General features: G+C 70.0%; 24 protein-coding genes and 1 pseudogene. 11 read left to right on the top strand and 14 right to left on the bottom strand.

What is annotated here, in order from left to right:
* Positions 1–35 precede the first annotated feature (35 nt).
* Genes DI005_RS31760 through DI005_RS31750 form a run of 3 tightly spaced genes read right to left on the bottom strand, consistent with a single transcriptional unit; the run spans position 36 to position 3,075 of the window.
* Positions 36–1,550, bottom strand: a complete 1,515-nt coding sequence (locus tag DI005_RS31760) for a tripartite tricarboxylate transporter permease (RefSeq protein ID WP_113644553.1) — start codon at positions 1,548–1,550, stop codon at positions 36–38.
* Positions 1,550–2,092 (bottom strand): tripartite tricarboxylate transporter TctB family protein, encoded by a 543-nt coding sequence (locus DI005_RS31755; protein ID WP_112265368.1) that lies wholly within the window; start codon positions 2,090–2,092, stop codon positions 1,550–1,552. Before DI005_RS31755 ends, DI005_RS31760 begins: the two co-directional genes overlap by 1 nt.
* Positions 2,089–3,075: a tripartite tricarboxylate transporter substrate binding protein gene (locus DI005_RS31750; protein WP_112265370.1), complete on the bottom strand. Its 987-nt coding sequence runs from the start codon at positions 3,073–3,075 to the stop codon at positions 2,089–2,091. The genes DI005_RS31755 and DI005_RS31750 overlap by 4 nt, the downstream gene beginning before the upstream one ends.
* A 128-nt stretch (positions 3,076–3,203) precedes the next feature.
* Here DI005_RS31750 and DI005_RS31745 point away from each other — a divergent pair, with 128 nt between their 5' ends.
* From DI005_RS31745 to DI005_RS39800, 3 genes and pseudogenes are all read left to right on the top strand, one after another.
* Entirely contained in the window at positions 3,204–4,790 is a 1,587-nt protein-coding gene (locus tag DI005_RS31745; RefSeq protein ID WP_113644552.1) for a sensor histidine kinase, read from the top strand.
* Complete coding sequence (locus DI005_RS31740; RefSeq protein WP_113644551.1) at positions 4,787–5,470, top strand: response regulator; 684 nt, start codon at positions 4,787–4,789, stop codon at positions 5,468–5,470. Before DI005_RS31745 ends, DI005_RS31740 begins: the two co-directional genes overlap by 4 nt.
* 229 nt (positions 5,471–5,699) lie before the next feature.
* Positions 5,700–6,053: pseudogene (locus DI005_RS39800) on the top strand (VanZ family protein); the annotation flags it as partial.
* Between the two features lie 34 nt (positions 6,054–6,087).
* On the opposite strand, the gene DI005_RS31730 reads toward DI005_RS39800, so the two are convergent.
* From DI005_RS31730 to DI005_RS31695, 8 genes are all read right to left on the bottom strand, one after another.
* Complete coding sequence (locus DI005_RS31730) at positions 6,088–7,647, bottom strand: AbgT family transporter (RefSeq protein WP_112265378.1); 1,560 nt, start codon at positions 7,645–7,647, stop codon at positions 6,088–6,090.
* Between the two features lie 215 nt (positions 7,648–7,862).
* The gene (locus DI005_RS31725; RefSeq protein ID WP_113644549.1) at positions 7,863–9,197 is read right to left on the bottom strand and encodes a M20 family metallopeptidase; all 1,335 of its coding nucleotides are present in this window, start codon (positions 9,195–9,197) and stop codon (positions 7,863–7,865) included.
* A gap of 9 nt (positions 9,198–9,206) precedes the next feature.
* Positions 9,207–9,644: an alternative ribosome rescue aminoacyl-tRNA hydrolase ArfB gene (gene arfB, locus DI005_RS31720; RefSeq protein WP_112265382.1), complete on the bottom strand. Its 438-nt coding sequence runs from the start codon at positions 9,642–9,644 to the stop codon at positions 9,207–9,209.
* The gene (purM, locus tag DI005_RS31715; RefSeq protein WP_112266669.1) at positions 9,625–10,695 is read right to left on the bottom strand and encodes a phosphoribosylformylglycinamidine cyclo-ligase; all 1,071 of its coding nucleotides are present in this window, start codon (positions 10,693–10,695) and stop codon (positions 9,625–9,627) included. The genes arfB and purM overlap by 20 nt, the downstream gene beginning before the upstream one ends.
* Positions 10,696–10,748: 53 nt before the next feature.
* Positions 10,749–12,296, bottom strand: coding sequence for an amidophosphoribosyltransferase (purF, locus tag DI005_RS31710; RefSeq protein ID WP_113644548.1), 1,548 nt, complete (start codon positions 12,294–12,296; stop codon positions 10,749–10,751).
* Positions 12,297–12,388: 92 nt separating this feature from the next.
* Positions 12,389–12,769, bottom strand: coding sequence for a hypothetical protein (locus tag DI005_RS31705; protein WP_112265385.1), 381 nt, complete (start codon positions 12,767–12,769; stop codon positions 12,389–12,391).
* Positions 12,753–12,992, bottom strand: a complete 240-nt coding sequence (locus DI005_RS31700; protein ID WP_112265387.1) for a DUF397 domain-containing protein — start codon at positions 12,990–12,992, stop codon at positions 12,753–12,755. The genes DI005_RS31705 and DI005_RS31700 overlap by 17 nt, the downstream gene beginning before the upstream one ends.
* 160 nt (positions 12,993–13,152) lie before the next feature.
* Positions 13,153–14,031 (bottom strand): helix-turn-helix transcriptional regulator, encoded by an 879-nt coding sequence (locus DI005_RS31695; protein ID WP_112265389.1) that lies wholly within the window; start codon positions 14,029–14,031, stop codon positions 13,153–13,155.
* A 189-nt stretch (positions 14,032–14,220) separates the two neighbouring features.
* On the opposite strand from DI005_RS31695, the gene DI005_RS31690 reads away from it, so the two are divergent.
* Complete coding sequence (locus tag DI005_RS31690) at positions 14,221–15,054, top strand: SAM-dependent methyltransferase (RefSeq protein ID WP_113644547.1); 834 nt, start codon at positions 14,221–14,223, stop codon at positions 15,052–15,054.
* 90 nt (positions 15,055–15,144) lie between these two features.
* On the opposite strand, the gene DI005_RS31685 is transcribed toward DI005_RS31690, so the two are convergent.
* The gene (locus tag DI005_RS31685) at positions 15,145–15,525 is read right to left on the bottom strand and encodes a sterol carrier family protein (protein WP_112265393.1); all 381 of its coding nucleotides are present in this window, start codon (positions 15,523–15,525) and stop codon (positions 15,145–15,147) included.
* Between the two features lie 63 nt (positions 15,526–15,588).
* Here DI005_RS31685 and DI005_RS31680 point away from each other — a divergent pair, with 63 nt between their 5' ends.
* The 4 genes from DI005_RS31680 (at position 15,589) to DI005_RS38755 (ending at position 19,474) form a co-directional block, all read left to right on the top strand.
* A complete protein-coding gene (locus DI005_RS31680; protein WP_112265395.1) occupies positions 15,589–16,200 on the top strand; it encodes a type VII secretion system-associated protein in 612 nt (203 codons plus the stop codon).
* A gap of 154 nt (positions 16,201–16,354) precedes the next feature.
* A complete protein-coding gene (locus tag DI005_RS31675; RefSeq protein ID WP_369973638.1) occupies positions 16,355–17,137 on the top strand; it encodes a lysozyme in 783 nt (260 codons plus the stop codon).
* 201 nt (positions 17,138–17,338) lie between these two features.
* Positions 17,339–18,241, top strand: coding sequence for a lysozyme (locus DI005_RS31670; RefSeq protein ID WP_112265397.1), 903 nt, complete (start codon positions 17,339–17,341; stop codon positions 18,239–18,241).
* A gap of 192 nt (positions 18,242–18,433) precedes the next feature.
* Entirely contained in the window at positions 18,434–19,474 is a 1,041-nt protein-coding gene (locus tag DI005_RS38755; RefSeq protein WP_170200487.1) for a hypothetical protein, read from the top strand.
* 46 nt (positions 19,475–19,520) lie between these two features.
* Here DI005_RS38755 and DI005_RS31660 read toward each other — a convergent pair whose 3' ends face one another.
* Complete coding sequence (locus tag DI005_RS31660) at positions 19,521–20,105, bottom strand: helix-turn-helix domain-containing protein (RefSeq protein WP_113644546.1); 585 nt, start codon at positions 20,103–20,105, stop codon at positions 19,521–19,523.
* Positions 20,106–20,148: 43 nt separating this feature from the next.
* Between DI005_RS31660 and DI005_RS31655 the strand changes: the two genes are divergently transcribed.
* The 3 genes from DI005_RS31655 to DI005_RS31645 are packed head-to-tail and all read left to right on the top strand — an operon-like array spanning position 20,149 to position 22,958.
* Positions 20,149–20,646 carry a GNAT family N-acetyltransferase gene (locus tag DI005_RS31655; RefSeq protein WP_228713531.1) on the top strand — a complete coding sequence of 166 codons (498 nt, stop codon included), beginning with the start codon at positions 20,149–20,151 and terminating at the stop codon, positions 20,644–20,646.
* Between the two features lie 33 nt (positions 20,647–20,679).
* Positions 20,680–21,963 (top strand): MFS transporter, encoded by a 1,284-nt coding sequence (locus DI005_RS31650; RefSeq protein WP_113644545.1) that lies wholly within the window; start codon positions 20,680–20,682, stop codon positions 21,961–21,963.
* The gene (locus DI005_RS31645; protein ID WP_112265404.1) at positions 21,960–22,958 is read left to right on the top strand and encodes a pentapeptide repeat-containing protein; all 999 of its coding nucleotides are present in this window, start codon (positions 21,960–21,962) and stop codon (positions 22,956–22,958) included. The genes DI005_RS31650 and DI005_RS31645 overlap by 4 nt, the downstream gene beginning before the upstream one ends.
* Here DI005_RS31645 and purL read toward each other — a convergent pair.
* On the bottom strand, positions 22,955–25,255 hold the full coding sequence (gene purL / locus DI005_RS31640) for a phosphoribosylformylglycinamidine synthase subunit PurL (RefSeq protein WP_113644544.1): 2,301 nt from the start codon (positions 25,253–25,255) through the stop codon (positions 22,955–22,957). The two genes, DI005_RS31645 and purL, sit on opposite strands and share 4 nt — an antisense overlap.
* Positions 25,256–25,310 lie beyond the last annotated feature (55 nt).

Here is a 25,310-nt window from a genome sequence, read left to right as displayed (position 1 = left end):
GAACGCAACAAAGGTGGCCTTGGGGGCGGTTGGGGTCAGGCGTCGACCTTCTCCTTGGGGGTTTTCTCTTGCCCGCGCTTGGTCAGCTTCCGGATGAGGGGCCACGCGAGGATCAGGGCGATCACCACGTAGACCGTCACCGCCATCGGGGAGTTGACCAGCCCCGACAGGTTGCCGTCGCTGATCTGCAGGGCTCGCCGCATCTGCAGCTCCGCCGCCGGGCCGAGGATCACACCGATGATCGCCGGGAGCACCGGCAGCCCGAACCGCCGCATCGCGAAGCCCAGCACTCCGATCGCGAAGAGCAGCAGCAGGTCGAGCACCTCGCTGCCCACCGAGTACGCACCCACGCTGGCGAAGAACAGGATGCCCGCGTACAGGTACGGCCTGGGGATGCGCAGCAGCTTCGCCCACACCGGCGCCATCGGCAGGTTGATCACCAGCAGCAGCACCAGGCCGACGAACAGGCTCGCGATGAGACCCCACACCAGCGCCGACTCCCGCTCGAACAGCAGCGGGCCCGGCTGGATGCCGTACTGCTGGAACGCTGCGAGCATCACCGCGGCCACCGCGGTGGTGGGCAGGCCAAGGGTCAGCATCGTCACGAGCGTGCCCGCCGCGGACGCGCTGGCCGTCGACTCCGGCCCCGCGACGCCCTCGATGGCGCCCTTGCCCCACTCGTCCTTGTGCCGCGAGAACCGCTTCTCGGTCACGTAGGAGAGGAACGTCGGGATCTCGGCGCCACCGGCCGGGATCGCCCCGAACGGGAACCCGATGAACGGACCGCGCAGCCACGGCTTCCACGTGCGCCGCACGTCGCCCCTGCCGAGCCACGGCCTGCCGACCGGAATGGGCTGCGCGAGCTTGTGCCGCAGGTGCGCGGCGACCCACAGCGACTCGCCGACCGCGAACAGGCCGACCGCCACGATCACCACGTCCACGCCGTCGGCGAGGTGCAGCGAGCCGAACGTCAGCCGGGCCTGGCCGGTGAGCTGGTCGAGGCCGATGAGCCCGATCGTGAGCCCGACCAGCAGCGACGCGAACCCGCGCAGCCGCGACTTGCCGAGCACCGACGTCACCGCGACGAACGCGAGCACCATGATCGCGAAGTAGTCGGGGGCGCCGATGTCGACGGCCAGCGACGCGACCGCGGGTGCCAGGAGCACCAGCAGGATCGTGCCGACGATGCCGCCGATGAAGTGCCCGATCGCCGCGGCGGCCAGCGCCTGTGGGCCGCGGCCGCGTTTGGCCATCGGGTGGCCTTCCATCGCGGTGACCACCGCCGCCGTCTCACCGGGCGTGTTCAGCAGGATCGACGTCGTCGAGCCGCCGAACATGCCGCCGTAGTAGATGCCGGCGAACATGATCAGCGCCGCCGTCGGGTCGAGCCCGTAGGTCACCGGCAGCAGCAGGGCCACCGCCATGGCGGGGCCGATGCCCGGCAGCACGCCGATCGCGGTGCCGAGCACCACGCCGATGGCGGCGACGAGGAGGTTCGACGGGGTCAGCGCCGTGCCGAAGCCGTCGAGCAGCGAGGAAACGGCGTCCATCAGAACACCCCCATCAGCGGGCCGCCAGGCAGCGCAACCCCGAGCAGCTCGTTGAAGGCCACCCACGTCACCACCGACAGCACGGCGGCGATCAGCGGGTCGCGCACGAAGTTCCGGCTGCCCAGCGCGTAGGCCGCGCCCCAGAACATGACCGCCGACGACACCGGGAACCCGGCCACGTCGATCAGGGCCGCGTTGGCGAGGAACGCGCCCGCCAGCATCAGCACCGTGCGCCAGTCGGCGGCGGTGGACAGGTCGATGTCCTCGCCGCCCTCGGCCTCGCCCTTTCCGCCGCGCAGCACCTCGCGCGCAAGCAACAGCGAGATCAACACCAGTAGCGAGCCGACGGCCACCGGCACCGCCTGCGGCCCCAGCGGGCCGCGCGTGGTGAAGTCGGTGGGCAGGGTCAGCCCTTCGGTGAGCACCAGCACGCCCAGCAGCAGCAGGAACGCGCACATGCCCAGCTCGGAGTGCTCACGCCACCAGCTCTTGTGCTCCGGTGTGCCGGTGGACTCCTCCACCGTGGACGTCTCGACGCTCATGCCAGCCCCAGCTCCTTCAGCACCGACTCGACGCGCTCGGTCTCCGAGGCCAGGAAGTCACCGAACTCCTCGCCCGTCTGGAAGGCGTCGTCCCACGCGTTGAGCCGCAGGGCCTCCTTCCACTGCTGCGTGCCGTGCAGCTTCGTGAACATCGTGATGAGCTTGTCGCGATCGGACTCCGACAGCCCCGGTGGCGCGACGATGCCTCGCCAGTTGGTGAAGTTCACGTCCACACCGGACTCGATGAGCGTCGGCGCGTCGATGCCGTCGACCCGCTCTGGGCCGGTGACCGCGAGCGCGCGCAGTTCTCCCGCCTCGATCTGGTCGCGGGCCTCGCCGATGCCGGTGACGCCGAAGGCGACCTTGCCGCCGAGCACCGAGGCCATCAGCTCGCCACCGCCGTCGAACGACACGTACCTGACGTCCTTCGGCGCCAGCCCGATGGCCTTCGCGGTGAGCATCGGCGCCAGGTGGTCGGGCCCGCCGGGCGACGAGCCGCCGCCCACGGGCAGCGCGGCAGGGTCGGCCTTCCACGCGTCGAGCAGCTGACGGATGTTCTGGTAGGGCGAGTCCTCGCCGACCACGATGATGTCGGCTTCCTCGGTCAGTTTCGCGATCGGCGTCGTGTCCGCGAGCGACGACGGCGACGAGTTCGTGTAGACCGAGCCGACCACGCCGAGGCCCATCGACATCGCGAGCTTGCCGTTGCCACGTTCGCCGACGAGCCTGCCGAGCCCGACCGTGCCGCCGGCACCGGGCAGGTTGAACACCTCGGTCGTGCCGTTGAGGCCGTTGTCCTCGATCGCCTTGACCGCGGTTCGCGCGGTGATGTCGTAGCCGCCGCCCGGCGTGTTCGGCACCATGACGCGAAGGCCGCGGATCTGCGACCCGGCCTCGTCACCGCCGGAGCTCACGAGCGGAGGCACGAGCAGGACCAGCAGCGCCGCACCGAGCACCGCCAGCCATGTCTTCGGATTCCTCATTCCCACCTCACTGTGATCGCAGGACATGGTGCAACGGCGGGCAGGTGAAGTCTCGGTTACGGGCTTATCGGTACTTGTGTTCGTTCTGCTCACGAAGGGGGGCCGTGCGAGGTGTCATAGTTGGTCCGATGGGCGCTAAGGGATCACTGGCGCGGCAGCTGCTCGGCTGGCTGCTGGCGATCGTGTTCGCCCTGCTCGGCTGCGTGCTCGTGTTCTCGGTGATCCAGTCCAACAGCAACTTCGCCGACATCGAGGGCCGCAGGCTGCTGTCCGTCGCGGAGAACGTCGCCGCGACGCCCGGCGTGCGCGTGAGCCTCGCCGACCCGGTGAACCGCGACCCGCTGCCGATCTTCGCCGAGAGCGCTCGCAGCCTGTCCGGCGCCGACTACGTGAGCATCGCCGATCCGGCGCGCCGCGTGCTGGCCTCGCAGGACCCCGACCAGCTGCGCACCACACTCCCGCTCGGCGACAGCACGGTGGCTCGGGGTCGCGCGTGGGTCGGCGTCGTCGGCGACTCGCTCGTCGCGCACGTGCCCGTGATCGGCGACGACGGCTCGATGGTGGGCATCGTCGCCGCGGGCAAGGCCACCCCCGGCTTCTTCGAGGGCATCGCCAACCGGCCGAGCGACGCGCTCGTGCTGCTCGGCATCGCGACCGTGCTCGGCATCGCCGGGTCGCTGTTCCTCGCCTGGCGGGTCAAGAGGCAGACGCTGGGGCTGGAGCCGCGCGAGATCACCGGACTCGTCGAGCACCGGGAGGCACTGCTGCACGGCATCAAGGAGGGAGTGATCGGCCTCGACCAGCAGAACCGGATCACGCTGGTCAACGACCACGCGCGGGAACTGCTGGCGCTCCCGGACGACTGCGTGGGCATGCGGATCGACGACCTCGACGCCGGCGACCGCCTGCGGGACGTGCTCACCGGCCGGGCCAGCGGTACGGAGGCGATCGTGCTGCGGGCCGGCAGGGCGCTGGTGATGAACCGGCTGCCGGTTTCCCGGGACGGCCGCGAGCTGGGTGCCGTGGCGACCCTGCGCGACCGCACCGAGCTGATCGAGCTGCGGGAGGAGCTGGCCGCCAGCTCTCGCGCTGGCGACACGCTGCGGGCGCAGGCCCACGAGTTCACCAACCGGCTGCACACCATCGCCGGGCTGATCGAGCTTGGCGAGTACGACGAGGCCCGCAACTACGTGAACCTGGTCAGCCGCGCCCACGACGAGTGGCACGACCAGGTCAGCGCGCGGATCGGTGACGCCGCGGTGGCCGCGCTGCTGATCGCGAAGGCGAGCCTCGCGGCGGAGCAGGGTGTGGGCATGCGGCTCACCGACGACAGCAGGCTCGGCGAGGTCGACGAGCAGCTCTCCGCCGACCTGGTGACCGTGGTCGGCAACCTCGTCGACAACGCGCTCGACGCGCTGCGCGGGGCGGACGGGGACGACTGGGTCGAGGTGGGCATCACGTCCGACGCCACAGCGGTGTCGGTGGTGGTCCGCGACTCCGGCCCCGGTGTCGCGCCCGAGATCGCCACCGAGGTCTTCACGCACGGCTTCACCACCAAGGCCGCCGAGCACGGCGGCCCGCGCGGGCTCGGGCTCGCGTTGACGCGGCAGACGTGCAGGCGGCGGGGTGGTTCGGTGGAGGTGCACAACGCGGGCGGCGCCGTGTTCACCGCGGTCTTGCCGTTCGAGGGCTGGCGCGCGAAGGTGTCCCGATGATCCGAGTGCTCGTGGTCGACGACGACTTCATGGTCGCGAAGGTCCACAGTGGCTACGTCGAGCGCACGCCGGGCTTCACCGTCGTCGGTGCCGTCCACACGGGGGCCGACGCGCTGCGCGCGGTGCGCGACCTCGCCCCCGACCTCGTACTGCTCGACATCTACCTGCCCGACCTCGACGGCCTCACGGTGCTGCGCGAGCTGCGCGCGGACCCCTCCACTGTGGACACCGACGTCATCGTGATCACGGCGGCCCGCGACGTCGACACCATCAGGGGCGCGATGCGCGGTGGCGCGCTGCACTACCTCATCAAACCGTTCTCCTACGCGGCGCTGCGAGACCAGCTGGACCACGTCGGTTCGCTGCATGCCAAGCTCGCCCGGCTCTCCGCGCGCCCGACCGCGGGGCAGCAGGACGTCGACGACGTGTTCGGCACCCGCGCGCGCAGCACGAGCGCGCTCCCGAAGGGGCTCACCACCCAGACCGCGCAGCTGGTGCGGCAGGCGCTCGTCGACCACCCCGACGGGCTGTCGGCGAGCGAATGCGCGAAGGCGACGGAACTGTCGCGGCCGAGCGCCCGCCGTTATCTCGAGCATTTCGTGGAGACGGGTCGCGCGGAGGTGCGGCTCCGCTATGGCGGAACGGGCAGGCCGGAGCGCCAGTACCACTGGCGTAGTTGAACAGGCAATCACCAAATTGTGCGTCCGCTTTCCCCGTGCGATTTCGCGCCCGTGATGTAAAGGTGATCTTGGGAGTCGCGAGAAGTCGGGGGAGGCAGATCGCGTGGAATTTCTGCTGCGCAGTTTCGGAGTACTGGTCCCCATAGCGGTACTGACACTGCCGTTCGCTCTGCTCGCCTGGCGGCAGCTGGCAATACGGCGAAGCCGAGGACAGTCCGGCGGACAGGCCATGTTCACCGCCGGGCTCGACGTGGCGATCACGCTGCTCGGCGCGCTCGTGATCGCGCTCGTTTTCCTGCCGATTCCCGGCCCGGGAGGGGTGAACCTCATACCGGGAACGGACCTGGAGATCGCGCTCACGGACAACGACTCGTTCTGGCAGGTCACCGCCAACGTCGCGATGATGTTCCCGCTCGGGATCCTGCTGCCGCTGCGCTGGCGGTGGTGGCGCTCGGTGCGCAGGGTGACGCTGGCGGCGCTGCTCGCCTCGATCGGGATCGAGGCACTCCAGTACCTGATCGACGCGGGCAGGGTCACGTCCACCGACGACGTGCTGCTCAACACCGTCGGCGCCACGGTGGGCGCGAGCCTCGTCAGCCGCACGCCCGCCCCCGCGGTCAGCGTTCCACGTGGATACCCATCCCCGGCCCCAGCGGCAGATCGGCGAAGTAGAACACCGACAGAATGGTTGCCCACGCAGTCCAAAATGGAACCACGAACGGCAGCATCTTCGCGATCACCGTTCCCAGTCCAGCGTTCGGGTCATATCTCCGAACGAACGTCAGCAGCACGATCATGTACGGGTTGAGCGGTGTGATCACCTGTGTCGCCGAGTCGCCGACCCGGAACGCGGCCTGGCTGAACCCGGGTTCGAAGCCCAGCAACAGGAACATCGGCACGAACACCGCGGCCATCAGGGTCCACAGGCTGGAGCCGGAGATGATGAACAGGTTCAGCACCGAGGCGAGCACGATGAAGCCGAGGAACGCCGCGTACCCGGTGAGCCCGATGCTCTCCAGGAAGTTCGCGCCGGTGACCGCGAGCCACGCGCCGATGTTGGTCCACGAGAACAGGGCGATGAACTGGCCGAGCACGAACGCGAGCACGATGAACCCGGAGAGATCCTTGAGCGCCTTGCCCATGAGCAGCGGCACGTCGGCGGAGCGGCGGATGGCTCCGGCCGAGATGCCGTAGGCGAGGCCGGGCACGAAGAACGCGACGAACACGAGCGTGGTCACCGAGTCGAGCAGCGGCGACTCCGGCAGGAACCCGCCGTTCTCGTTGCGCAGGGGCGAGGACGGCAGCAGCACGAGCACCAGCACGGCCGCCGTGGTGACGAGCAGGGCGAGCCCCGCCGTCAGCAGCGCCCTGCGCTCGCGCGGTTCGAGGTCGGCGGTGAGCGTGGTGTCGGCGGCGGGCTCCACCTCGTCGCGGGGGAAGCGGCTCCGTTCCAGCGCGGGCTCCACCACCTTGGCGATGATCAGTCCGGCGAGCAGACTCAGCGTGACGGCGGCGACGACGTTGAAGAAGTAGTTCGAGATCGGGGTGACCGTGGTGCCCGAGTCCGGCAGCGTGGCGGCCACCGAGTTGCTGATGCCGGCGAACAGCGCGTCGAGGCTGGTCACGAACATCGACGTCGAGTAGCCGGCGCCCGCTGCCGCGAACCCGCCGATGAGCCCGGCGACCGGATGCCTGCCCGCCGCCTTGAACACCATCGCCGCGAGCGGCGGGATGATGATGAACGCCGAGTCGGCCATGATGCTGCCCGAGACGCCGACGAACCCGAGCGCGTAGGGCAGCAGCCAGCGCGGCGCCCGCCGGAAGGCGAGCCGGATCAGCGCCGACAGCAGCCCGGTCCGCTCGGCGAGGCCGACGCCGAGCATGATCGTCACCACCGTCTGCAGCGGCGGGAACTCGATGAAGTTCGTCGCCAGCCCGGTGAACAGGAACTGCAGGCCGGCGCCCGTGAACGCGCCCTGGATCGGCGTGGCCTCGTCCTCGCCCGGGATGCTGACGGTGACCCCGGCCGCGGCCATGATCGTGGAGACCACGCCGACCAGCAGGGTCAGCAGGACGAACAGGATGAACGGCTCCGGCAGCCGGTTGCCGACGCGTTCGATCCAGTTCAGGATCCGGTCGAGCCGGTGCTGCCGCGCGGGTGCCTCGGTTTCGGACATCGCCCACCTTCCGTCGCTCCTCGAGTGGAAGGCAGGGTAGTTCGTGAATGTTTCACACAGGTCGCGTCTGCTGATCTTCTGACCGCACGGTGGCCGCAGTGAAGGCCACCTTCACTGCGTTGAACCAACACAGCGGCGCGCAGCGTCTCCGTTTGGGTGGTGGGGGGGAGACGGGTGGGCGCAGGCATGGTGGCCTTCACTGCATGGGGCACGCCTTACTGCGGCCGGGGATCGGCGTCGGCGAAGAAGTTCGGGACGTCCAGGGGTCCGCCCGCTGCGGCGAACTCCTCGTGCACGGCGGTGCGCAGGTGCTCGTCGGCGAGGTAGTCGACGGCGGTCAGCGCGAGCCCGAGTGCGCCGTCGGCCACCGCGCGCTCACCCGCCTCGGAACCGGCGGCCTCGGCGAACTGCACCGTGTGCAGCGCGACGATCGGCTCCGAGATCGCGATCATCGGGTGGATCGCGGGCATCCGGTACGACAGATTGCCGAGGTCGGTGGAGCCGGTGAGGAAGTCGGGGACGACGCCGGGCGGCAACGGCGTGCGTCCGCACTGCTGCTGGTTCACGGCCCACCGCCGCGAGAGCGCCTGGTTGAACCGGATCGGCAGGTACGGCGGCTGCGGGTCCCAGCGCAGCTCCACCCCGCAGCCGGTGATCTTCGCGGCACCGTGTGCGATCGCGGCCAGCCGGCCGGCCAGGTCCCGCAGCGTCTCCGGCCGCATCGAGCGCAGGTAGAACAGCACCGCGGCCCGGTCGGGAACGACGTTGGGCCTGCTGCCGCCGTCGGTGAACACCCCGTGCACGCGGTCGCCGGGCGGCAGATGCTGGCGCAGCGCGGCGACGCCCTGGTACGCGCTCACCGCGGCATCCAGCGCGTTGCGGCCCATGAACGGCTGCGCGGACGCGTGCGCGCTCACCCCGTGGAACACCATCTCCAGCTGCCGGCGGCCGAGGAACGGGTGCATCGCGATGTCGTGGCTGAACGGGTGCAGCATCACGACGGCGTCCACGTCGTCGAACACCCCGGCCCGCGCGAGCGTCTCCTTGCCGCCGCCGCCCTCCTCGGCAGGCGTGCCGACGAGCGAGACCCTGCCACCGGTCTCGGGCAGCGCGGCCGCCGCGCCGAGGAATCCGCCGGCGCCTGCCGCGCAGATGATGTTGTGCCCGCACGCGTGACCGATGCCGGGCAGCGCGTCGTACTCGGCGAGCACCGCGACGTGCGGACCGGACTCCCCGGCGGTGGCGGCGAGCGCCGTGTCGAGCCCGCCGACGCCGAGCCGCACGTCGTGACCGTGCCGCTCCAGCAGTGTGGCGACCGCGCGGGCGGACCGGTGCTCGGTGAACGCGGTCTCCGGGTTGGCGTGCAGGTCCCGGCTGAGCGCGACGAGCTCGGGCGTCCGCACGGCGACGGCCGCGGTCACGGCGTCGCGGGCACCCGGGGGTGCGCCGTCGTGGTCGGAGGTGAGCGGTTCGGCCCTGCGCACGGCCTCGGCGGTCTGCTCGATCAGCGCACGCAGGTAGCCGTCGTCGGGGTGGTGGGGTTCGGTCACGCGCGCACCCTACTCGTCGTACCGGCCGCCCCTGCCGCGCTTGACGTCACCACGACGTTTCTTCGCGGCGATCCTGCGTTCCTGCGAGCCCCGCGTCGGCTTGGTCGGGCGGCGCTTGCGCGGCGGCGGCGCCGACGCCTCCCGCAACACGGCCGCGAGGCGTGCTCGCGCGGCCTCGCGGTTGCGCAACTGCTCGCGGTGCTCGCTCGCCACGATCGTCAGCACGCCGTCGACGAGCCTGCGGTCGAGCCGGGCGAGCAGCCGGGTGCGCAGATCATCCGGCACGGCGGGCGAGCGGGCGACGTCGAAGGACAGCTCGACCCGCGACGACGTGGTGTTCACTCCCTGCCCACCTGGGCCGGAGGAGCGAGAGAACCGTTCGGCCAGCTCGGCGTCCGGGATCACCAGACGCCGGGTGACGGGAAGGTCAGAACCGGGGGTGGTCACCGGTCAGCACGGCGCGAGGCCCGTCGGCGTCGTCGGAGGGCCGCACGTCGCCGAGCACCCACGCGGGCACGTGCCGCGCGGTGAGCACCGCCAGCGCGCGGTCGACGTCCTCGGGCGACACGACGGCCACCATGCCGACGCCCATGTTGAAGGTTCGCTCCAGCTCGGCGCGCTCGATGCGGCCGCGCTGGCCGATCAGCGCGAACACCGGCGCCGGCGTCCACGTGCCCCGATCGAGCTGCGCGGTCAGCCCGCGCGGCATCACGCGCTCCAGGTTCGCCGCGAGCCCGCCGCCGGTGACGTGCGCGAACGTCCGCACGTCGGCCTCCGCGGCCAGTGCGAGGCAGTCCTTCGCGTAGATCCGGGTCGGCTCCAGCAGCTCCTCTCCGAGCGTGCGGCCGAACTCCTCGACGTGCCCGCCGAGCGGCATCCGCGCGATGTCGAGCAGCACGTGTCGCGCGAGCGAGTAGCCGTTGGAGTGCAGGCCCGTGGAACCCATGGCGATCACGACGTCACCCGGACGGACCAGGTCGGGGCCGAGGACGTCGGCTGCCTCGACCACGCCGATGCCGGTCGCGGAGATGTCGTAGTCGTGCTCGCCCATCATGCCCGGGTGCTCGGCGGTCTCCCCGCCGAGCAGCGCGCAGCCCGCCTGCACGCAGCCCTCGGCGATGCCGGAGACGATCGAGGCGACCTTCTCGGGCACGACCTTGCCGACCGCGATATAGTCCTGCAGGAACAGCGGCTCCGCACCGGTCACCACCAGGTCGTCGACGACCATCGCCACGAGGTCGATGCCGACGGTGTCGTGCTTGTCCAGCGCCTGCGCGACCGCGATCTTGGTGCCGACGCCGTCGGTGGACGACGCGAGCAGCGGCTCCTTCCAGCGGCCCGGCTTCAACGAGAACAGGCCGGCGAACCCACCGACACCGCCCACCACCTCGGGCCTCGTGGCGCGGGCAGCGTGCGGCTTGAGCAACTCGACGGCGTGGTCACCGGCGTCGATGTCGACCCCGGCGGCGGCGTACGTAGCGCTCGTGGACTCGCTCACGGAAGCGGACTCCATCCCTGATCCTGAAAGCTCGAAACGACTAGGGCAGCGCCCTAGGGACGCCGAACGGCATCCTCGGCACCGTACCCCGCCGGACTGACGGTCAGGGAGGAAGCGGTGGTTCCAGGAGCAGCACCGTTTCCGGAGAGGCCCTCCAGGAGGTGCTTGCCGATGAGCGCGTCGTCGGGCAGCTCGATGGGGTACTCGCCGTCGAAGCACGCGGCGCACAGTCGCGACCTGGGCTGTTCCGACGCGGCGACGAGCCCGTCGAGCGACACGTAGCCGAGCGAGTCGGCGCCGATGGAGCGCCGGATGCCGTCGAGGTCGGCTCCGTTGGCGACGAGCTCGGCCCTCGACGCGAAGTCGATGCCGTAGAAGCACGGCCAGCGCACCGGCGGCGAGGCGATGCGCACGTGGACCTCCAGCGCGCCGGACTCTCGCAGCATCCGCACCAGCGCGCGCTGGGTGTTTCCGCGCACGATGGAGTCGTCCACGACCACGAGCCGCTTGCCGCGGATCACCTCGCGCAGGGGGTTCAGCTTGAGGCGGATGCCGAGCTGGCGGATCGTCTGCGACGGCTGGATGAAGGTGCGGCCGACGTAGCCGTTCTTCACCAGGCCCGAGCCGTACGGGATGCCGGAGGCCTGCGCGTAGCCGATCGCGGCGGGCGTGCCGGACTCGGGGACCGGGATCACCAGGTCGGCGTCCGCGGGGTGCTCCTCCGCGAGCCGCCTGCCGATCTCCACGCGGGTGGCGTGCACGCTGCGGCCCGCGATCGTGGTGTCGGGCCTTGCCAGGTAGACGTACTCGAAGACGCAGCCCTTCGGCTCCGGGTTGGCGAAGCGCGAGGACCGCAGTCCGCCGGCGTCGATGGCGATCAGCTCGCCCGGCTCGACCTCCCGGACGAACGACGCGCCGACGATGTCGAGCGCCGCGGTCTCGCTCGCGACCACCCAGCCGCGCTCGAGCCTGCCGAGCACGAGTGGGCGCACCCCGTGCGGGTCGCGCGCCGCGTAGAGCGTGTTCTCGTCGGCGAACGTGAGGCAGAAGGCGCCGCGCAGCGTGGGCAGCAGTTCTATCGCGGCCGCCTCGATGCCCTTGTCGGCGGCCGCCTCGGCGAGCAGGCCGCTCACCAGGTCGGAGTCGGTGGTGGCGCCGTTCTTGCCGACGACGCCGAGCTCACGGGCGCGCTCGAGCAGCTCGTGGGTGTTGACGAGGTTGCCGTTGTGCCCGAGCGCGAGCCCGGAACCGGTCGGCGTGGTGCGGAACGTTGGCTGGGCGTTCTCCCAGCTACCGCCGCCGGTGGTGGAGTAGCGGCAGTGTCCGACGGCGATGTGCCCCTGCAGCGAGGAGAGCACCTGCTCGTCGAAGACCTGGCTCACCAGGCCGAGGTCCTTGAACACGACTATCTGGTTGCCGTCCGAGACGGAGATCCCGGCGGCCTCCTGCCCGCGGTGCTGCAGTGCGTACAGGCCGTAGTAGGTCAGCTTCGCGACGTCCTCACCTGGCGCCCAGACACCGAACACGCCGCATTCCTCGCGCGGTTCGGTTTCGAGCTGATCGCCGGTGGCTTCCCCAGTGGACGACTGGTCGGTGTGCACCGAAAGGCTCCCTGCGTACGAGAACGGGCCGCCTCCAGTGTAGGTCGCCGGAGGCGGCCCGACTCGGTGATGTAGCGCTCAACGAGCGAGCGTCACGCGGTGGCCACGAGCCACTTCGCGCGACCTTCGCGGCCGCTGGGCACCCAGCAGCCACGGGTCTCGGGCTTGGCTCGCGGCGCGAAGTCGTCGTCCGCGAGGCACAGCAGGTCGGCGACCACGGTGTGCATGGCGCCCGACCGCTTCCATAGAACGGTCTCGGGGGCGAGGATGTTCTGCTCGTCACCGGGCATGCGCATGGCGAGGACGTCGTCCTCGGCGTCGAGCCGGACGATGTCGATCACTGTGCCGTGCGCGCGGACGCCGACGACGGTGATGATCTCGCCGCGCTCATCACGCGGGTGCACGAACCGGTAGCCCCGCTCGATCAGCTCGCCGAGGACGTCCTCGACCGTCGTCTCACGCGACCATGTCATCGAACTCGCCGTCCTTGGCTCCCGCGAGGAACGCCTCGATCTCGGCGCGCGTGTAGATCAGCGCAGGGCCGTGGGGGTCCCGGGAGTTGCGCATCGCGACCTGCCCGTTGCCCAGCGGCGCCACCTCGACGCAGTTGCCCATGGCACCGCTGTACTTGCTCTTTCGCCAAGCCGCCTCGGTCAGCAGCTCCGAAGAGATCCCGTTCCGGATCGCCTCCGCCATGATCCTCACCTTCCCGACTTACACCTGGAGGATGCATCTGCACGTGCATTCACTTGTGCACCGACCGTAGCACGCGCCGATGCAGGTGTGAATGCACGTGCATCGGCAAGTTCGCCGATTGAACGATGCCCCGCTTTCGGGTGAATTCGGAGGGAGGGAACTACGCCGCTGCGTGTGCCTTGAGCAGCATCTGCCGTGACCGATCGGGTGTCTCGGCGTCGACCGCGAGCCGGTCCAGTGACCGGCCGATGAGCTCGATCTCGTCAGGGCGGTCCAGATAGAGGCCGCCCGCGATGTGCTCGATGTAGGCGATGTTCGGCAGCTCCGGCTCGGAGAACCGCAGGAGCGTGAACGCACCCTCGGCCGCATAACCACTGCGCTCGTACGGCACGACCTGGAGCGTGATGTGCGGCATCTTGGTCAGTTCGAGGAGCTGGTCGAGCTGTCTGCGCAGCACGTCGCGGCCGCCGATGGGCCGGTGCAGCACCGACTCGTCGATGACCGCCCACAGCCGCGGAGCGTTCGGCCGGAACAGCAGCCGCTGGCGGCGCATGCGCAACGCGAGTCTGCCCTCGGCGGCGGCGTTCGCCGTCTCGGGGAGGCCGTGGGTGACGATCGCCCGCGCGTAGTCCTCTGTCTGGAGCAGACCCGGCACGAACTGCAGCTCGTAGGTCTGGATCCGGCTGGCGGCCTCCTCGAGTCCGACATAGTCGTCGAACCACTTCGGCATGTACTCGTTGAACTTCTGCCACCAGCCGGGACTGTTGGACTGCTTGACCATGGTGAGGAAGCTGGAGCGCTCCTCGGGGTCGCCGATGCCGTACATGGTCAGCAGGTCGGTGACGTCGCGTTCCTTGAAGCCGACCCGGCCGAGCTCGAGCCTGGAGATCTTCGATTCGGACGCGCGGATGTGGTAGCCGGCTTCGGCCCTGCTGATGCCGGCCTGCTCGCGCAGCCTGCGCAGCTGGGCGCCCAGGATCATGCGACGAGCGGTAGGACCGGCGGATTGCTCGCCGGCGGCACCCTCAATCGCAGCCATCACCCGGACCCAATCCTCTCATCGCCGCCCCTGCTCAAGACCCGCCATCGTACCGGAGGAAGTCGCCCGACCATTCAAAGTACCGCTCACCGCCGGTCAGTCAAGACACCCCCGTTTACCGCGGGGGCACGAGCCCCTACTCTACGTTCAGCCCCCGCGACCACCCAACCCTGCGCTGTGAGGTTCCCCATGGCAGGCCCAGTGCCCCAGTCCGAGCGTGCCCCTGTCGGCGTCGACCCCACGAGGGCGAGCATCGCGCGCGTCTACGACGCGTTCCTCGGCGGCAAGGACAACTACGAGATCGACCGGGAGGTCTTCCGCGGGGTGCAGAAGGCCGCGCCCGAAGCGCAGGACCTCGCCGTCGAGAACCGGAACTTCCTGATCCGCTGCTGCCGGTTCCTGGCGCTGCAGACCGACATCCAGCAGTTCCTCGACTGCGGGTCGGGGCTGCCCACCGCGGAGAACATCCACCAGGTCGTCCAGCGCATCAAGCCCGACGCCAGGGTCGTCTACATCGACAACGACCCGGTGGTGCTCGCGCACGGCAGGGCGCTGCTGGAGGAGAACGACAACACCCACTTCGCCGCGGCCGACATCTTCCAGCCGAAGGAGATCCTCTCCAACGAGACGGTGCGCAAGCACATCGACTTCTCGGAGCCTGTGGCGTTCCTCCAGCTCGGCACCCTGCACCACTACGAGGGTCCAGCGGAGAAGCCCGCCGAGATCATGAAGGAGTACATCGACGCGCTGCCGTCCGGCTCCTACGTCGCGATCAGCCATTTCCTCGATCCGGAGGACGAGCACAGCGCCGTCGCAAGGAAGATGGAGGGCGTCTTCCGGCACAGCCCGATGGGCTCCGGCACCTTCCGCACCCTTGCCGAGATCGAGCAGCTGTTCGACGGGCTCGAGATGATGACCCCGGGCGTGATCCGCTGTGCCGACTGGTACCCGGATGGTCCGCGGCTCAAGCCGCTGAACCAGGTGCAGCACTGCATCGCGGGCGGTGTCGGCCGCAAGCCCTAGCGCCCGCGCCTGCCTGCGTTCAACGCAGTGAAGGCCACCTTCACTGCGTTGAACGCAGGCAGGGTGGCCTTCACTGCAGAGGGGGTCGGGCTAGAGGCGGGCGATCGGGAGCCAGTGCGACAGGTCGGCGCGCGTGCCGGAGGCGGTGACCCTGCCGTCGGCGAGCGCGTCGCTCCACTGTAGACGCCCGGTGGCGAGCTCCAGCCAGGTTCGCGGGTCCGTCTCGACCACGTTCGGCGGCGTGCCGCGCGTGTGCCGGGGACCCTCGACGCACTGCACCGCCGCGAACGGCGGCACCCGCACCTCGACGCTGCGGCCCGGGGCCACGGAGGCGAGCGTGCGCAGGCTCAGCCGCACCGCGGCGGCCAGTTTCGGCCTCGCCGGTTCGGCGCCGGATCGGGTCAGCCAATCCGCGATCTCCGCGAGCGCGGCTCGTAACTCAGCGGGGTCGACCGTACGCGAACTGGACATGCATCAACAGTAGAGTGAACGCCGAGAACGAAACACGGCACGGCAGGAACGTGGGGATCGCACATGACGCAGCGGGATGAGGCAGACCGGCTGGTACCCAACGAATCCGCGCTGAAGAAGAAGCCCAAGATCACCAGGGAGATGCGCGCCAACGCCAGGGCCAACCCGAACAGCTGGCTCTACGTGATCGACGAGGCCTTCGACCCCAACGGAAGCGTGCCGTCCTGGGCGGTCGTCGGTGCCTACCCGGTGAACGCGTCCGGCGAGATCGTCGAGGACTTCCACCCCAACGACCGGTACCGGCCCTCGCCGAAGGCGCTCGGCTACCCGGAGCCGGCCAACGAGCTCGAACGGCTGCTGCAGCTCGTACGGACCAAGCACCGGCCCGCGGAGGACCTGCCGCCGCTGGTGCTCGACTCGACGTTGTTCGTCTACGCCATCTCACCGGTGCAGCGCACCGTGATCGGTTTCCACAACACCGACGGCCGTGTGATGGTGCCCGCCTACACCACGAAGTCGCTCGTGCCCTCGGAATGGCCGCACGCCCGCGCCGTGCTCGGCAGGGACATCGTCGAGCTGCTCGGCGGCCACGCACTGGTGATCAATCCGCACGACGTCGTCACCGCCGTCGTGCCTGCTGAGCACCTCGAGCACGCACTTTCGCAGGAGCGCTGAGTCCCACTCTGGCGGGTGACACCGGTTCGCGCACACCGCCTTGTCAGGGCAAGGTGACGCCTGAACGGGGAGTCGCACGAAGGGGCGGGGTGTCGGTGTGAAGCGTCGCAGTACTCACAGGTGCCGCAATACGCTGGCGGGTTCGGTCGTCGCGGTGCTCGCGGCGAGCACGTTGACTTTCGGGAGCCCTGCCGTCCCCGCGGAGGAGAAGGCCGACTACCGCGGCGCCGAGCAGCGCCACGCCGGCTCGCAGATCGCGAAGCACGAGGGAGTGCACGGCGCCCCTTCCCCCGACGCCTACACGTCGGGGACCAATGTGCTGGGCCACGACGTGAGCGGTTGGCAGGGCGACGTCGACTGGCCCGCGGCGACCAAGGCCGGGGCCAAGTTCGTCTACGTCAAGGCCACCGAGGGCACCGGGTTCACGAGCGACCACTTCAAGCAGCAGTACAACGGCTCCTACGCGGCGGGCATGATTCGTGGTGCATACCATTTCGCCAGGCCGGACATCTCAACGGGAGCGAAGCAGGCGCACTACTTCGTCGACCACGGCGGCGGCTGGACCAGGGACGGCCGGACGCTGCCCGGCGCGCTCGACATGGAATACAACCCCTACGGCGAGGCGTGCTACAACCGCTCGCCCAAGGTGATCGTCGCCTGGATCAGGGACTTCTCCAACGCCTACAAGGCCCGCACCGGCCGCACGCCGGTGATCTACACGTCGACGAGCTGGTGGAAGAAGTGCACGGGCAACAGCCCCGCGTTCGGCAGGACCAACCCGCTGTGGCTCGCCCGCTACGCGCCCCAGATCGGCGAGCTGCCCGCGGGCTGGGACTTCCAGAGCATCTGGCAGTTCTCCGACTCGGGCAAGCTGCCGGGCGACCAGAACTTCTTCAACGGCGGGCCCGGACAGCTCACGGCGCTGGCCACCGGGTGACCCACCGCAAGGCAGCGAACGGGGCATTCAACATCACCCAGGGCCCGCAATTTCACCCGTAAATCACCCACTTGTAGCGGGTATTTCATGCCAACTAGTGACAAAGCAGGCATCCTGCGATAACAATCAACGCCCGGGCGGCTACCTGCAGTGAGCCGTCCGGCAGCGAGGGCAATTGTTAATCGTGAAGGGATGCTTCTCATGTCCACTGCACGAAGAATCTGGCGGCGGGCCGTCACCGCCGCCGCCGTCGGTTCGGCCGGCGCGCTCCTGCTCGGCGCGCTGACCCCGGCCGGCGCCGCTCCGTCCAAGAGCGACGCCGTGCCCAGCCGGATCGACGGAATGCCGGTCGCGGAGTACGTCGAGAAGTACGACCACCCGATGGGCTCCCAGATCGCCAAGGCGGAAGGAGATCGGTCGACGGAGGCGAGCAAGCGGGCGGCCCTGCGGCCGCAGGGCCTCAACTCCGACGGCGCGGAGGCGCAGGCGACGGTGCCCGGCATCGACGTCAGCGGGCACCAGCAGAACGTCGACTGGAACTACTGGTGGGGGCAGGGCAAGCGGTTCGCCTTCGTGAAGGCGACCGAGGGGACGGGCTACAAGAACCCCTACTTCGCGCAGCAGTACAACGGCTCGTACAACGTCGGCATGATCCGCGGCGCGTACCACTTCGCGCTGCCGGACCGTTCCTCCGGCGCGGCACAGGCCAACTACTTCGTGGACAACGGCGGCGGCTGGTCGGCCGACGGCAAGACCCTGCCCGGCGCGCTGGACATGGAGTACAACCCCTACGGCTCCACGTGCTACGGCAAGAGCCAGTCGGCCATGGCGGCGTGGATCCGCGACTTCCACGACACCTACCACGCCCGCACCGGGCGCTGGCCCGTGATCTACACGTCCACGAGCTGGTGGAACCAGTGCGTCGGGACCGCGCAGAGCTTCGGCGACACCGTTCCGCTCTGGGTGGCGCGGTACGCCTCGTCGGTCGGAACACTGCCCAATGGCTGGGGATTCCACACGTTCTGGCAGTACACGTCGAGCCCGATCGACCAGAACTCGTTCAACGGCGCCTACGACCGCCTGAAGGTGCTGGCGACCGGCTGAGCGGGGCTCGGTGACACCGGTGAGGCTCCCGATCCCGCGACGGATCGGGAGCCTCCTGGTGCGCGGAGAAGGATCACCAGGCACAATGCGCTCTGATCGAACGCATGACCTGGGGGAACCACACCTTCCGGCAGCGCGTCCGAGAACCGGAGCGCACCACTGGGGGCGCCGCAGCGACGGAAGGTTTGGCCCATGACGTATCCACCTCAGCCCGGGCAGCCCTATGGCCAGCAGCCCGATCCGTACGGGCAGGGCGGCTACCAGCAGCAGGGCGGTTACCCACAGAGCGGCGGCTACCCCCAGCAAGGCGGCTATCCGCAGTCGGGCTCGTTCCCGCAGCAGGGCTACCCGCAGCAGGGTGGGTACCAGCAGCAGGGCTACCCCCAGCAGGGATACGGCTACCCGGGTGGCGGCGGCTACGGCCCGCAGCCGCCGAAGAAGAAGACCGGCCTGATCGTCGGGCTCTCCGCGGCGGCCGTGGTGGTGATCGCGTTCGTGATCACGGCGTTCGTCGCGCCGGGCTTCCTGCTGAGTGACGACGAGGAGGGCGGCAACACCAACGCCTCCGGCAACAGCCAGCAGGAAGACGGCGGCGCCCGCGCGTTCGCGCAGCAGATCATCGACGGCCTGAACAACCAGGACAGCGCGGCGCTCTCCGGCATGAAGTGCGCCGACGCCGAGGCCGACATCGACGAGGTCATCAGCTACGTCAGCCAGGTGGAGAGCGCCAAGCTGGGCGACGTGACCGAGAACGGCAACTCGGCGACGGCGACGGCGACGATCACCGCGGCCGGGTCGACCTACCCCGCGAGCGCCGAGCTCACCAAGAACGGCGACAAGTGGTGCTGGGCGAGCGTCTCGATGGACGAGGGCGGCTCGTCGTCGGACTCCACCGGCTCCACTGACTCCACCGACTCGACCGGCATCGCGAGCGGGGACAGCGCGGTCGCCGACGCCGACCCCGTGATCGGCGAGTTCGTCGACGCGCTCAACAACGGTGACAAGGCCGGCGCCGAGGCCGTGATGTGCGCCGACTCGATGAGCCTCAACGAGTACGACATCGAGAGGGCCACCCAGGGCGACACCAACCTGAGCGCGGGCCCGGCCGAGGGGTCGCAGTACTACGTCGAGTCCAAGCTCACCGGCACGATCGACGGGGAGACGATCGACGGCTCGATCAACGCAGACAACTTCGACGGCACCGGCTGGTGCGTCAGCCTGATCTTCCTCTGACGAACGGCTCCGAAGAGGCCGGTCCCCGCGCGGGGACCGGCCTCTTTCACGTCGTGAAGCGGGTGCCGGCGTCACGCGGGCGCATGATCAGGGCGGCGACGTAGTAGGTGCACGGTTCGGCGGAGCGATTCGCGTACTCGAGTGTCACGTCGGCGGCCAGGTAGATCGAGTCGCCCTCGCTGAGTGCGACCGTGCGCTCGCCGTCGATCGTCAGTTCGACGGAGCCCGACTCCACGAAGATGAACTCGTGCGAGCCCGGCGCGTAGGCCGGGTAGCTCCCGGGTGTGCAGCCCGGCGGCAGCGTGGATCGGATCCACTCGAAGTTCACACCGGGCACCACCGGGGTGAGGATGGTGCGCTGCCATCCGCCCGGCTCGTCGACCACGTCCTGCTCGGCGACCCTGCGCACGATCACGCGCTCGGCCTCGGGTTCGGAGACGAGCACCGAGAGCCGCACGCCGAGCCCGCCCGCGATGCGGTCGAGCACCACCACGGTGGGCGCCTTGTCACCCCGCTCGACCGCGGACAGCATGCTGACGCTGACACCGGAGTGCTCGGCGAGTTCCTGCAGCGTCATGCTCCGCTCGCGGCGAAGCCCTTGAATGCGCTGGCCAAGTGCGCCCAAATCCACCTACACTATAGTAGTGACCAATTCTTCTATAGTGCAATCCAGGGTGGTCCGGGACGCGGTCACAACCGATCTGGCCGCGATCGCCGAGATCTACGCCCACTACGTCACCGGCAGCGTCGCCACCTTCGAGCTCGAGGCGCCGGACGCCGAGGAGTGGCAGCGGCGCTTCACCTCGGTCACCACCGCGGGCCTGCCGTTCCTGGTCGCCGAGCACGAGGGCGCGGTCGCCGGGTACGCGTACTGCACGCCGTGGAAGACCCGGCCCGCCTACCGGCAGACCGTGGAGGACTCGATCTATCTCGCGCCGTGGGCCCACGGCCGCGGCATCGGCGGCGCACTGCTGGACGAGCTGCTGGCCCGCTGCGCGGCGGCGGACATCCGCGAGGTCATCGCCGTGGTCGCCGACTCTGGCGAGGAGGCATCGCTCGCCCTGCACGGCAAACGCGGCTTCACCGAGGCGGGCAGGCTGCGGCGCGTCGGCCACAAGCACGGGAAGTGGCTGGACACCGTGCTGCTGCAACGAAGCCTTGGCCCCCTCTGATGGATCTTTCCGTCGCGAGCGGGGATCGGCGCGGTGTCTGACAAGGCGGAGCGCGGGCGTCGTGGCGGGCGCAGGCCGTTCTACGGGTGGGTCCAGGTCGGTGGGCTGAGTGCCACCGAGCTGGTGTCGTGGGGCGTGCTCGTGTACGCGTTCTCGGTGTTCGTGGTTCCGATGCGCGAGGAGCTGGGCTGGTCGGTGGGCTGGCTCAACGCGGTCTACGCGACGGGCGTGGTGGTGTCGGGCCTGCTCGCGATGCCGGTGGGGCGGGTGCTGCAGACGCGGGGGCCGAGGGGCGTGATGACCGTGGGCAGCGCGGGCGCGGTGCTCATGCTCCTCGGCTGGTCGCAGGTGGACTCTCTGCCGATGTTCTTCGTCGTCTTCGTGCTCGGCGGATTCGCGATGGCGACGACCCTGTACGAACCCGCGTTCGCGGTGACGGCGGTGTGGTTCGCGCGAGATCGTGCCCGCGCGGTGCTGGTGCTCACGATCTTCGGCGGGCTCGCCAGCGCCGTGTTCGTTCCGCTCACGGGCGTGCTCGTCTCGTGGCTCGGCTGGCGCGACGCCCTGCTGGCGCTCGCGGTGATCACCGCCGTGGTGACGCTGCCGGTCCACGGCCTCCTGCTGCGCAGGCATCCCGCCGACCTCGGCCTGCACCCCGACGGCTCCGACGAACCGCCGCCGCCGAGGGAGGCCGCGCCGGCACCGCCCCGGCAAGCGGTGCTGCGCAGCGCGTCGTTCCGCAGGCTGACCGTGTGCTTCGTGTGCGGCACCGCGGCGAAGCTGGCCGTGACAGTGGTGCTGGTCGCCTACCTGACCGAGCGCGGCTACCCGCTGGGACTCGCGACGCTCGCGGCCGGTGGCGTGGGGCTGTTCCAGGTGACCGGCCGGGTGCTGGTGACCGCGCTACGGCGCTGGGTTCCCGAGCACAGGGCGGGAGCGGCGCTCTTCGCCGCGCAGGGCGTCGCCATCGCGCTGCCGCTGACCACCTCCGGGCACGGAACCGCGGCGACCGTGTCGATCATCGTGTTCGTGGTGCTCTTCGGGCTCGGTTACGGGCTGGCCGAGCTGTTGCGCGGCACGCTCGTCGCCGACTACTACGGGCCAGGAGAGTACGCCCGGATCAACGGCGTGCTGGCCGCCTTCGTCGTCGGTGCGCGGGCGGCGGGACCCGCGCTGGCCGGGGTCGCGGTCGCCGGCTTCGGCTACACCCCGGTGTTCGTGGGCTCGGCGCTGCTCGCCGCGGTGAGCGCCGGTGCGTTGCTGTTGGCCCATCGTGCCCACGGCGAGGAGCTTGATCGCCTAGATTCCTTGCCATGAAACGGCTGCGCTCGGCGTTCCGGTCTCCCTTGTTCGGCACCATCGCGATCGCGGTCGCGCTGCTGCTCGGCATCAGCCTGTGGCTGCTCACCGACAGCAGGACGTCCCGCAGCGACGCGCTCCGCACCGGCGGGCTGGCCGGTGCGTCGGTGGTGGCGCTCTATGCGCTGTGGCTCAACGACCGGCGCCGCCGCGTCGAGGAGGCACGCCAGGACATCGAACGACGCCGTCACGACCTGGAGACCAACCGCATCTCCGACGAGCGCTTCGCCCGCTCCGTCGAGCTGCTCGGCAACGAGGCCGACCAAGTCAGGGTGGGTGCGATGCACGCGCTCGCGGGGCTCGCGCGCAGCCGGGCAGGCTACACGCAGACGGTGCTCGACGTGCTGTGCGCCTACCTGCGCAGGCCGTTCACGCACCCACGCTTCGGCAAGACTCCGAACCCCGAGGATCCCGAGGCCGAGCGCGAGCTGCAGGTCCGGCTCACCGCGCAACGGCTGATCCACGACCTCCTGCCGGTGCGCGACGACACCGAGCGCCCCAGCTACGACCTCGACCTCACCGGTGCCGCGCTGGAGTACCTCGACCTCTCCGGCCGCCGCATGGGCAGCGTGATCCTGCGCTACACGTACCTGCACAGCAGCACGAACCTCAGCGACTGCGTGTTCACCGGGCCCGTGTGGTTCACCGCCGCGGCCACGGGCACCGGCAGGCTCTCCGGCCGCTTCCGCTGCGCGGGCACGACGTTCCGCGACCGGGCGTGGTTCAGCGGCACGACCTTCAACTCGCTGGCCGACTTCACCGGCACCGTGTTCGACGGCGAGGCGAACTTCAAGGACGCCGCCTTCCGAGGCGAGGCGCGGTTCCGCGACGCCACGTTCGGCGACGCGTTCACGCTGCGCGGCACCACGTTCCACGACGACGTCGAGCCGCCGGAGGGCTGGGTCGCCGAGGAGCAGCGCGACGACACCACGAAGCTGCGCCCAGTGGGCTAGTCGAACAGGGCGGGCAGCGTGCCTTCCCAGGCGGTGCTCAGCTCGTCGAGGCCGAACGTCGCGACGTCCTGGATCTCCAGCGCACCCGCCTCGGGGTCCACGACACCGGCCCGGCGCCACGGCAGCCCGCGCGCGTCGCACATCTCCGTGAACCGCAGCTCCTCGCTGCGCGGCACGGCCACCAGCACGCGGCCCGCCGACTCGGAGAACAGCTGCACGAACGGGTCCTGGTCGTCGGCCAGGATCGCCCTGGCGCCGCACTGTCCGATGAGGACCATCTCGACGAGCGCCTGCGCGAGCCCGCCGTCGGAGAGGTCGTGCGCCGCGGAGATCATGCCGTCGCGAGAGCCCGCGACCAGGATCTCGGCCAGCAACCGCTCCCGCTCGAGGTCGACCTTCGGCGGCAGCCCGCCGAGGTGCCCGTGGATGACGTGTGCCCACGCGGAACCGCCGAACTCGTCGTGGGTGTCGCCGAGCAGCAGGAGCGTCTCGCCCGCCTCGTTGCCGATGCCGGTGGGGATGCGCCGCGTCACGTCGTCGATCACGCCGAGGACGCCGACCACCGGCGTCGGCAGGATCGCCGTGTCACCGGTCTGGTTGTAGAAGCTCACGTTGCCGCCGGTCACCGGCACACCGAGCTGCGCGCAGCCGTCGGCGAGGCCGTGCACGGCGCGCTCGAACTGCCACATCACACCGGGATCGCGGGGGGAGCCGAAGTTGAGGCAGTTGGTGACCGCCACCGGCATGGCACCGCTCGTGGCGACGTTGCGGTACGCCTCGGCGAGCGCGAGCTGCGTGCCCGCGTACGGGTCGAGGTAGACGAAGCGGCTGTTGCAGTCGGTCGCGACGGCGACGCCGCGTCCGGTCGACTCGTCGATCCGGATCACGCCGGAGTCGGAGGGCTGCGCGAGCACGGTGTTGCCACGCACGTACCGGTCGTACTGCTGGGTGACCCATTCCTTCGAGGCCAAGTTCGGCGAGGAGACGAGCTTCAGCAGCGTGTCGCGCAGCTCGTCCGGAGTGGACGGACGCGCGAGCGAGTCGGTGGTGTTCGCCTGCACGGTGTCCTGCCCGGCGGGGCGCGCGTACGGTCGGTCGTACACCGGGCCCTGGTGGGCGACGGTGCGCGGCGGCACGTCGACCACGGTCTCGCCACGCCACGTGATGACGAGGTGGTCGCCGTCGGTGACCTCGCCGATCTCCGTGGCGATCACGTCCCACTTCTCGCACACCGCCATGAAGGCGTCCACATCGGACGGAGCGACCACCGCGCACATCCGCTCCTGCGACTCGCTGGAGAGGATCTCGGCGGGGGTCATGTTCTTGGCCCGCAGCGGAACGCGGTCGAGGTCGATGTACATGCCGCCGTCACCGGCGGCGGCGAGCTCGGACGTGGCGCAGGACAGCCCGGCGCCGCCGAGGTCCTGGATGCCGACGACGAGCTTCTTCGCGAACAGCTCGAGGCAGCACTCGATGAGCACCTTCTCGGTGAACGGGTCACCCACCTGCACGCTCGGCAGCTTCTTGCGACCCCCGGCCGTCTCGTCACCGGAGAACGTGTCGCTCGCCAGCACGGACACGCCGCCGATGCCGTCGAGCCCGGTGCGCGCGCCGAACAGGATGATCTTGTTGCCCTTGCCGGAGGCGTGCGCCAGGTGCAGGTCCTCGACCCGCATCGCGCCGACGCACAGCGCGTTCACCAGCGGGTTGCCCGCGTAGCTCTCGTCGAACACCACCTCGCCGCCGATGTTCGGCAGGCCGAGGCAGTTGCCGTACCCGGCGATCCCGGCCACGACGCCCGGCAGCACGCGGCGGGTGTCGGGCGCGTCGGCGGGGCCGAAACGCAGTGGGTCCGCGACCGCGAGCGGGCGCGCGCCCATCGCGAGGATGTCGCGCACGATGCCGCCGACGCCCGTCGCCGCGCCCTGGTAGGGCTCCACATAGGACGGGTGGTTGTGGCTCTCGACCTTGAACGTGACCGCCCAGCCGTCGCCGACGTCGACCACACCGGCGTTCTCGCCGATGCCGGCGAGCATCTTCTCGCGCATCTCGGGCGTGGTGGTCTTGCCGAAGTAGGACAGGTGCTTCTTCGACGACTTGTACGAGCAGTGCTCGCTCCACATCACCGAGTACATGGCCAGCTCGGCCTCGGTGGGCCTGCGACCGAGGATCTCCTTGATCCGCGCGTACTCGTCGTCGGCGAGGCCGAGTTCGACGTACGGCTGCGGAAGGTCCGGGGTCTCGACGGCGCGGGCGGTGGTGTCGATGACGGGCGTGTCGACGTTTGGTGAGGCCACGACGTCAAGAGTAACCGCGGCGCGGAGCGCCTCCGTCTGGGTGGTGGTGGGAGAC

It is taken from the genome of Prauserella sp. PE36 (assembly GCF_003311655.1).
GTDB lineage: Bacteria > Actinomycetota > Actinomycetes > Mycobacteriales > Pseudonocardiaceae > Prauserella_A > Prauserella_A endophytica.
This window is presented reverse-complemented; position numbering and strand designations above follow the sequence as displayed.

Bases quoted from the DNA above. Each gene is read 5' to 3' on its own strand.
- DI005_RS31760 (WP_113644553.1), bottom strand. From the start codon at position 1,550: ATGGACGCCGTTTCCTCGCTGCTCGACGGCTTCGGCACGGCGCTGACC.
- DI005_RS31755 (WP_112265368.1), bottom strand. From the start codon at position 2,092: ATGAGCGTCGAGACGTCCACGGTGGAGGAGTCCACCGGCACACCGGAG.
- DI005_RS31750 (WP_112265370.1), bottom strand. From the start codon at position 3,075: ATGAGGAATCCGAAGACATGGCTGGCGGTGCTCGGTGCGGCGCTGCTG.
- DI005_RS31745 (WP_113644552.1), top strand. From the start codon at position 3,204: ATGGGCGCTAAGGGATCACTGGCGCGGCAGCTGCTCGGCTGGCTGCTG.
- DI005_RS31740 (WP_113644551.1), top strand. From the start codon at position 4,787: ATGATCCGAGTGCTCGTGGTCGACGACGACTTCATGGTCGCGAAGGTC.
- DI005_RS31730 (WP_112265378.1), bottom strand. From the start codon at position 7,647: ATGTCCGAAACCGAGGCACCCGCGCGGCAGCACCGGCTCGACCGGATC.
- DI005_RS31705 (WP_112265385.1), bottom strand. From the start codon at position 12,769: ATGACATGGTCGCGTGAGACGACGGTCGAGGACGTCCTCGGCGAGCTG.
- DI005_RS31700 (WP_112265387.1), bottom strand. From the start codon at position 12,992: ATGGCGGAGGCGATCCGGAACGGGATCTCTTCGGAGCTGCTGACCGAG.
- DI005_RS31695 (WP_112265389.1), bottom strand. From the start codon at position 14,031: ATGGCTGCGATTGAGGGTGCCGCCGGCGAGCAATCCGCCGGTCCTACC.
- DI005_RS31690 (WP_113644547.1), top strand. From the start codon at position 14,221: ATGGCAGGCCCAGTGCCCCAGTCCGAGCGTGCCCCTGTCGGCGTCGAC.
- DI005_RS31685 (WP_112265393.1), bottom strand. From the start codon at position 15,525: ATGTCCAGTTCGCGTACGGTCGACCCCGCTGAGTTACGAGCCGCGCTC.
- DI005_RS31680 (WP_112265395.1), top strand. From the start codon at position 15,589: ATGACGCAGCGGGATGAGGCAGACCGGCTGGTACCCAACGAATCCGCG.
- DI005_RS31670 (WP_112265397.1), top strand. From the start codon at position 17,339: ATGTCCACTGCACGAAGAATCTGGCGGCGGGCCGTCACCGCCGCCGCC.
- DI005_RS38755 (WP_170200487.1), top strand. From the start codon at position 18,434: ATGACGTATCCACCTCAGCCCGGGCAGCCCTATGGCCAGCAGCCCGAT.
- DI005_RS31645 (WP_112265404.1), top strand. From the start codon at position 21,960: ATGAAACGGCTGCGCTCGGCGTTCCGGTCTCCCTTGTTCGGCACCATC.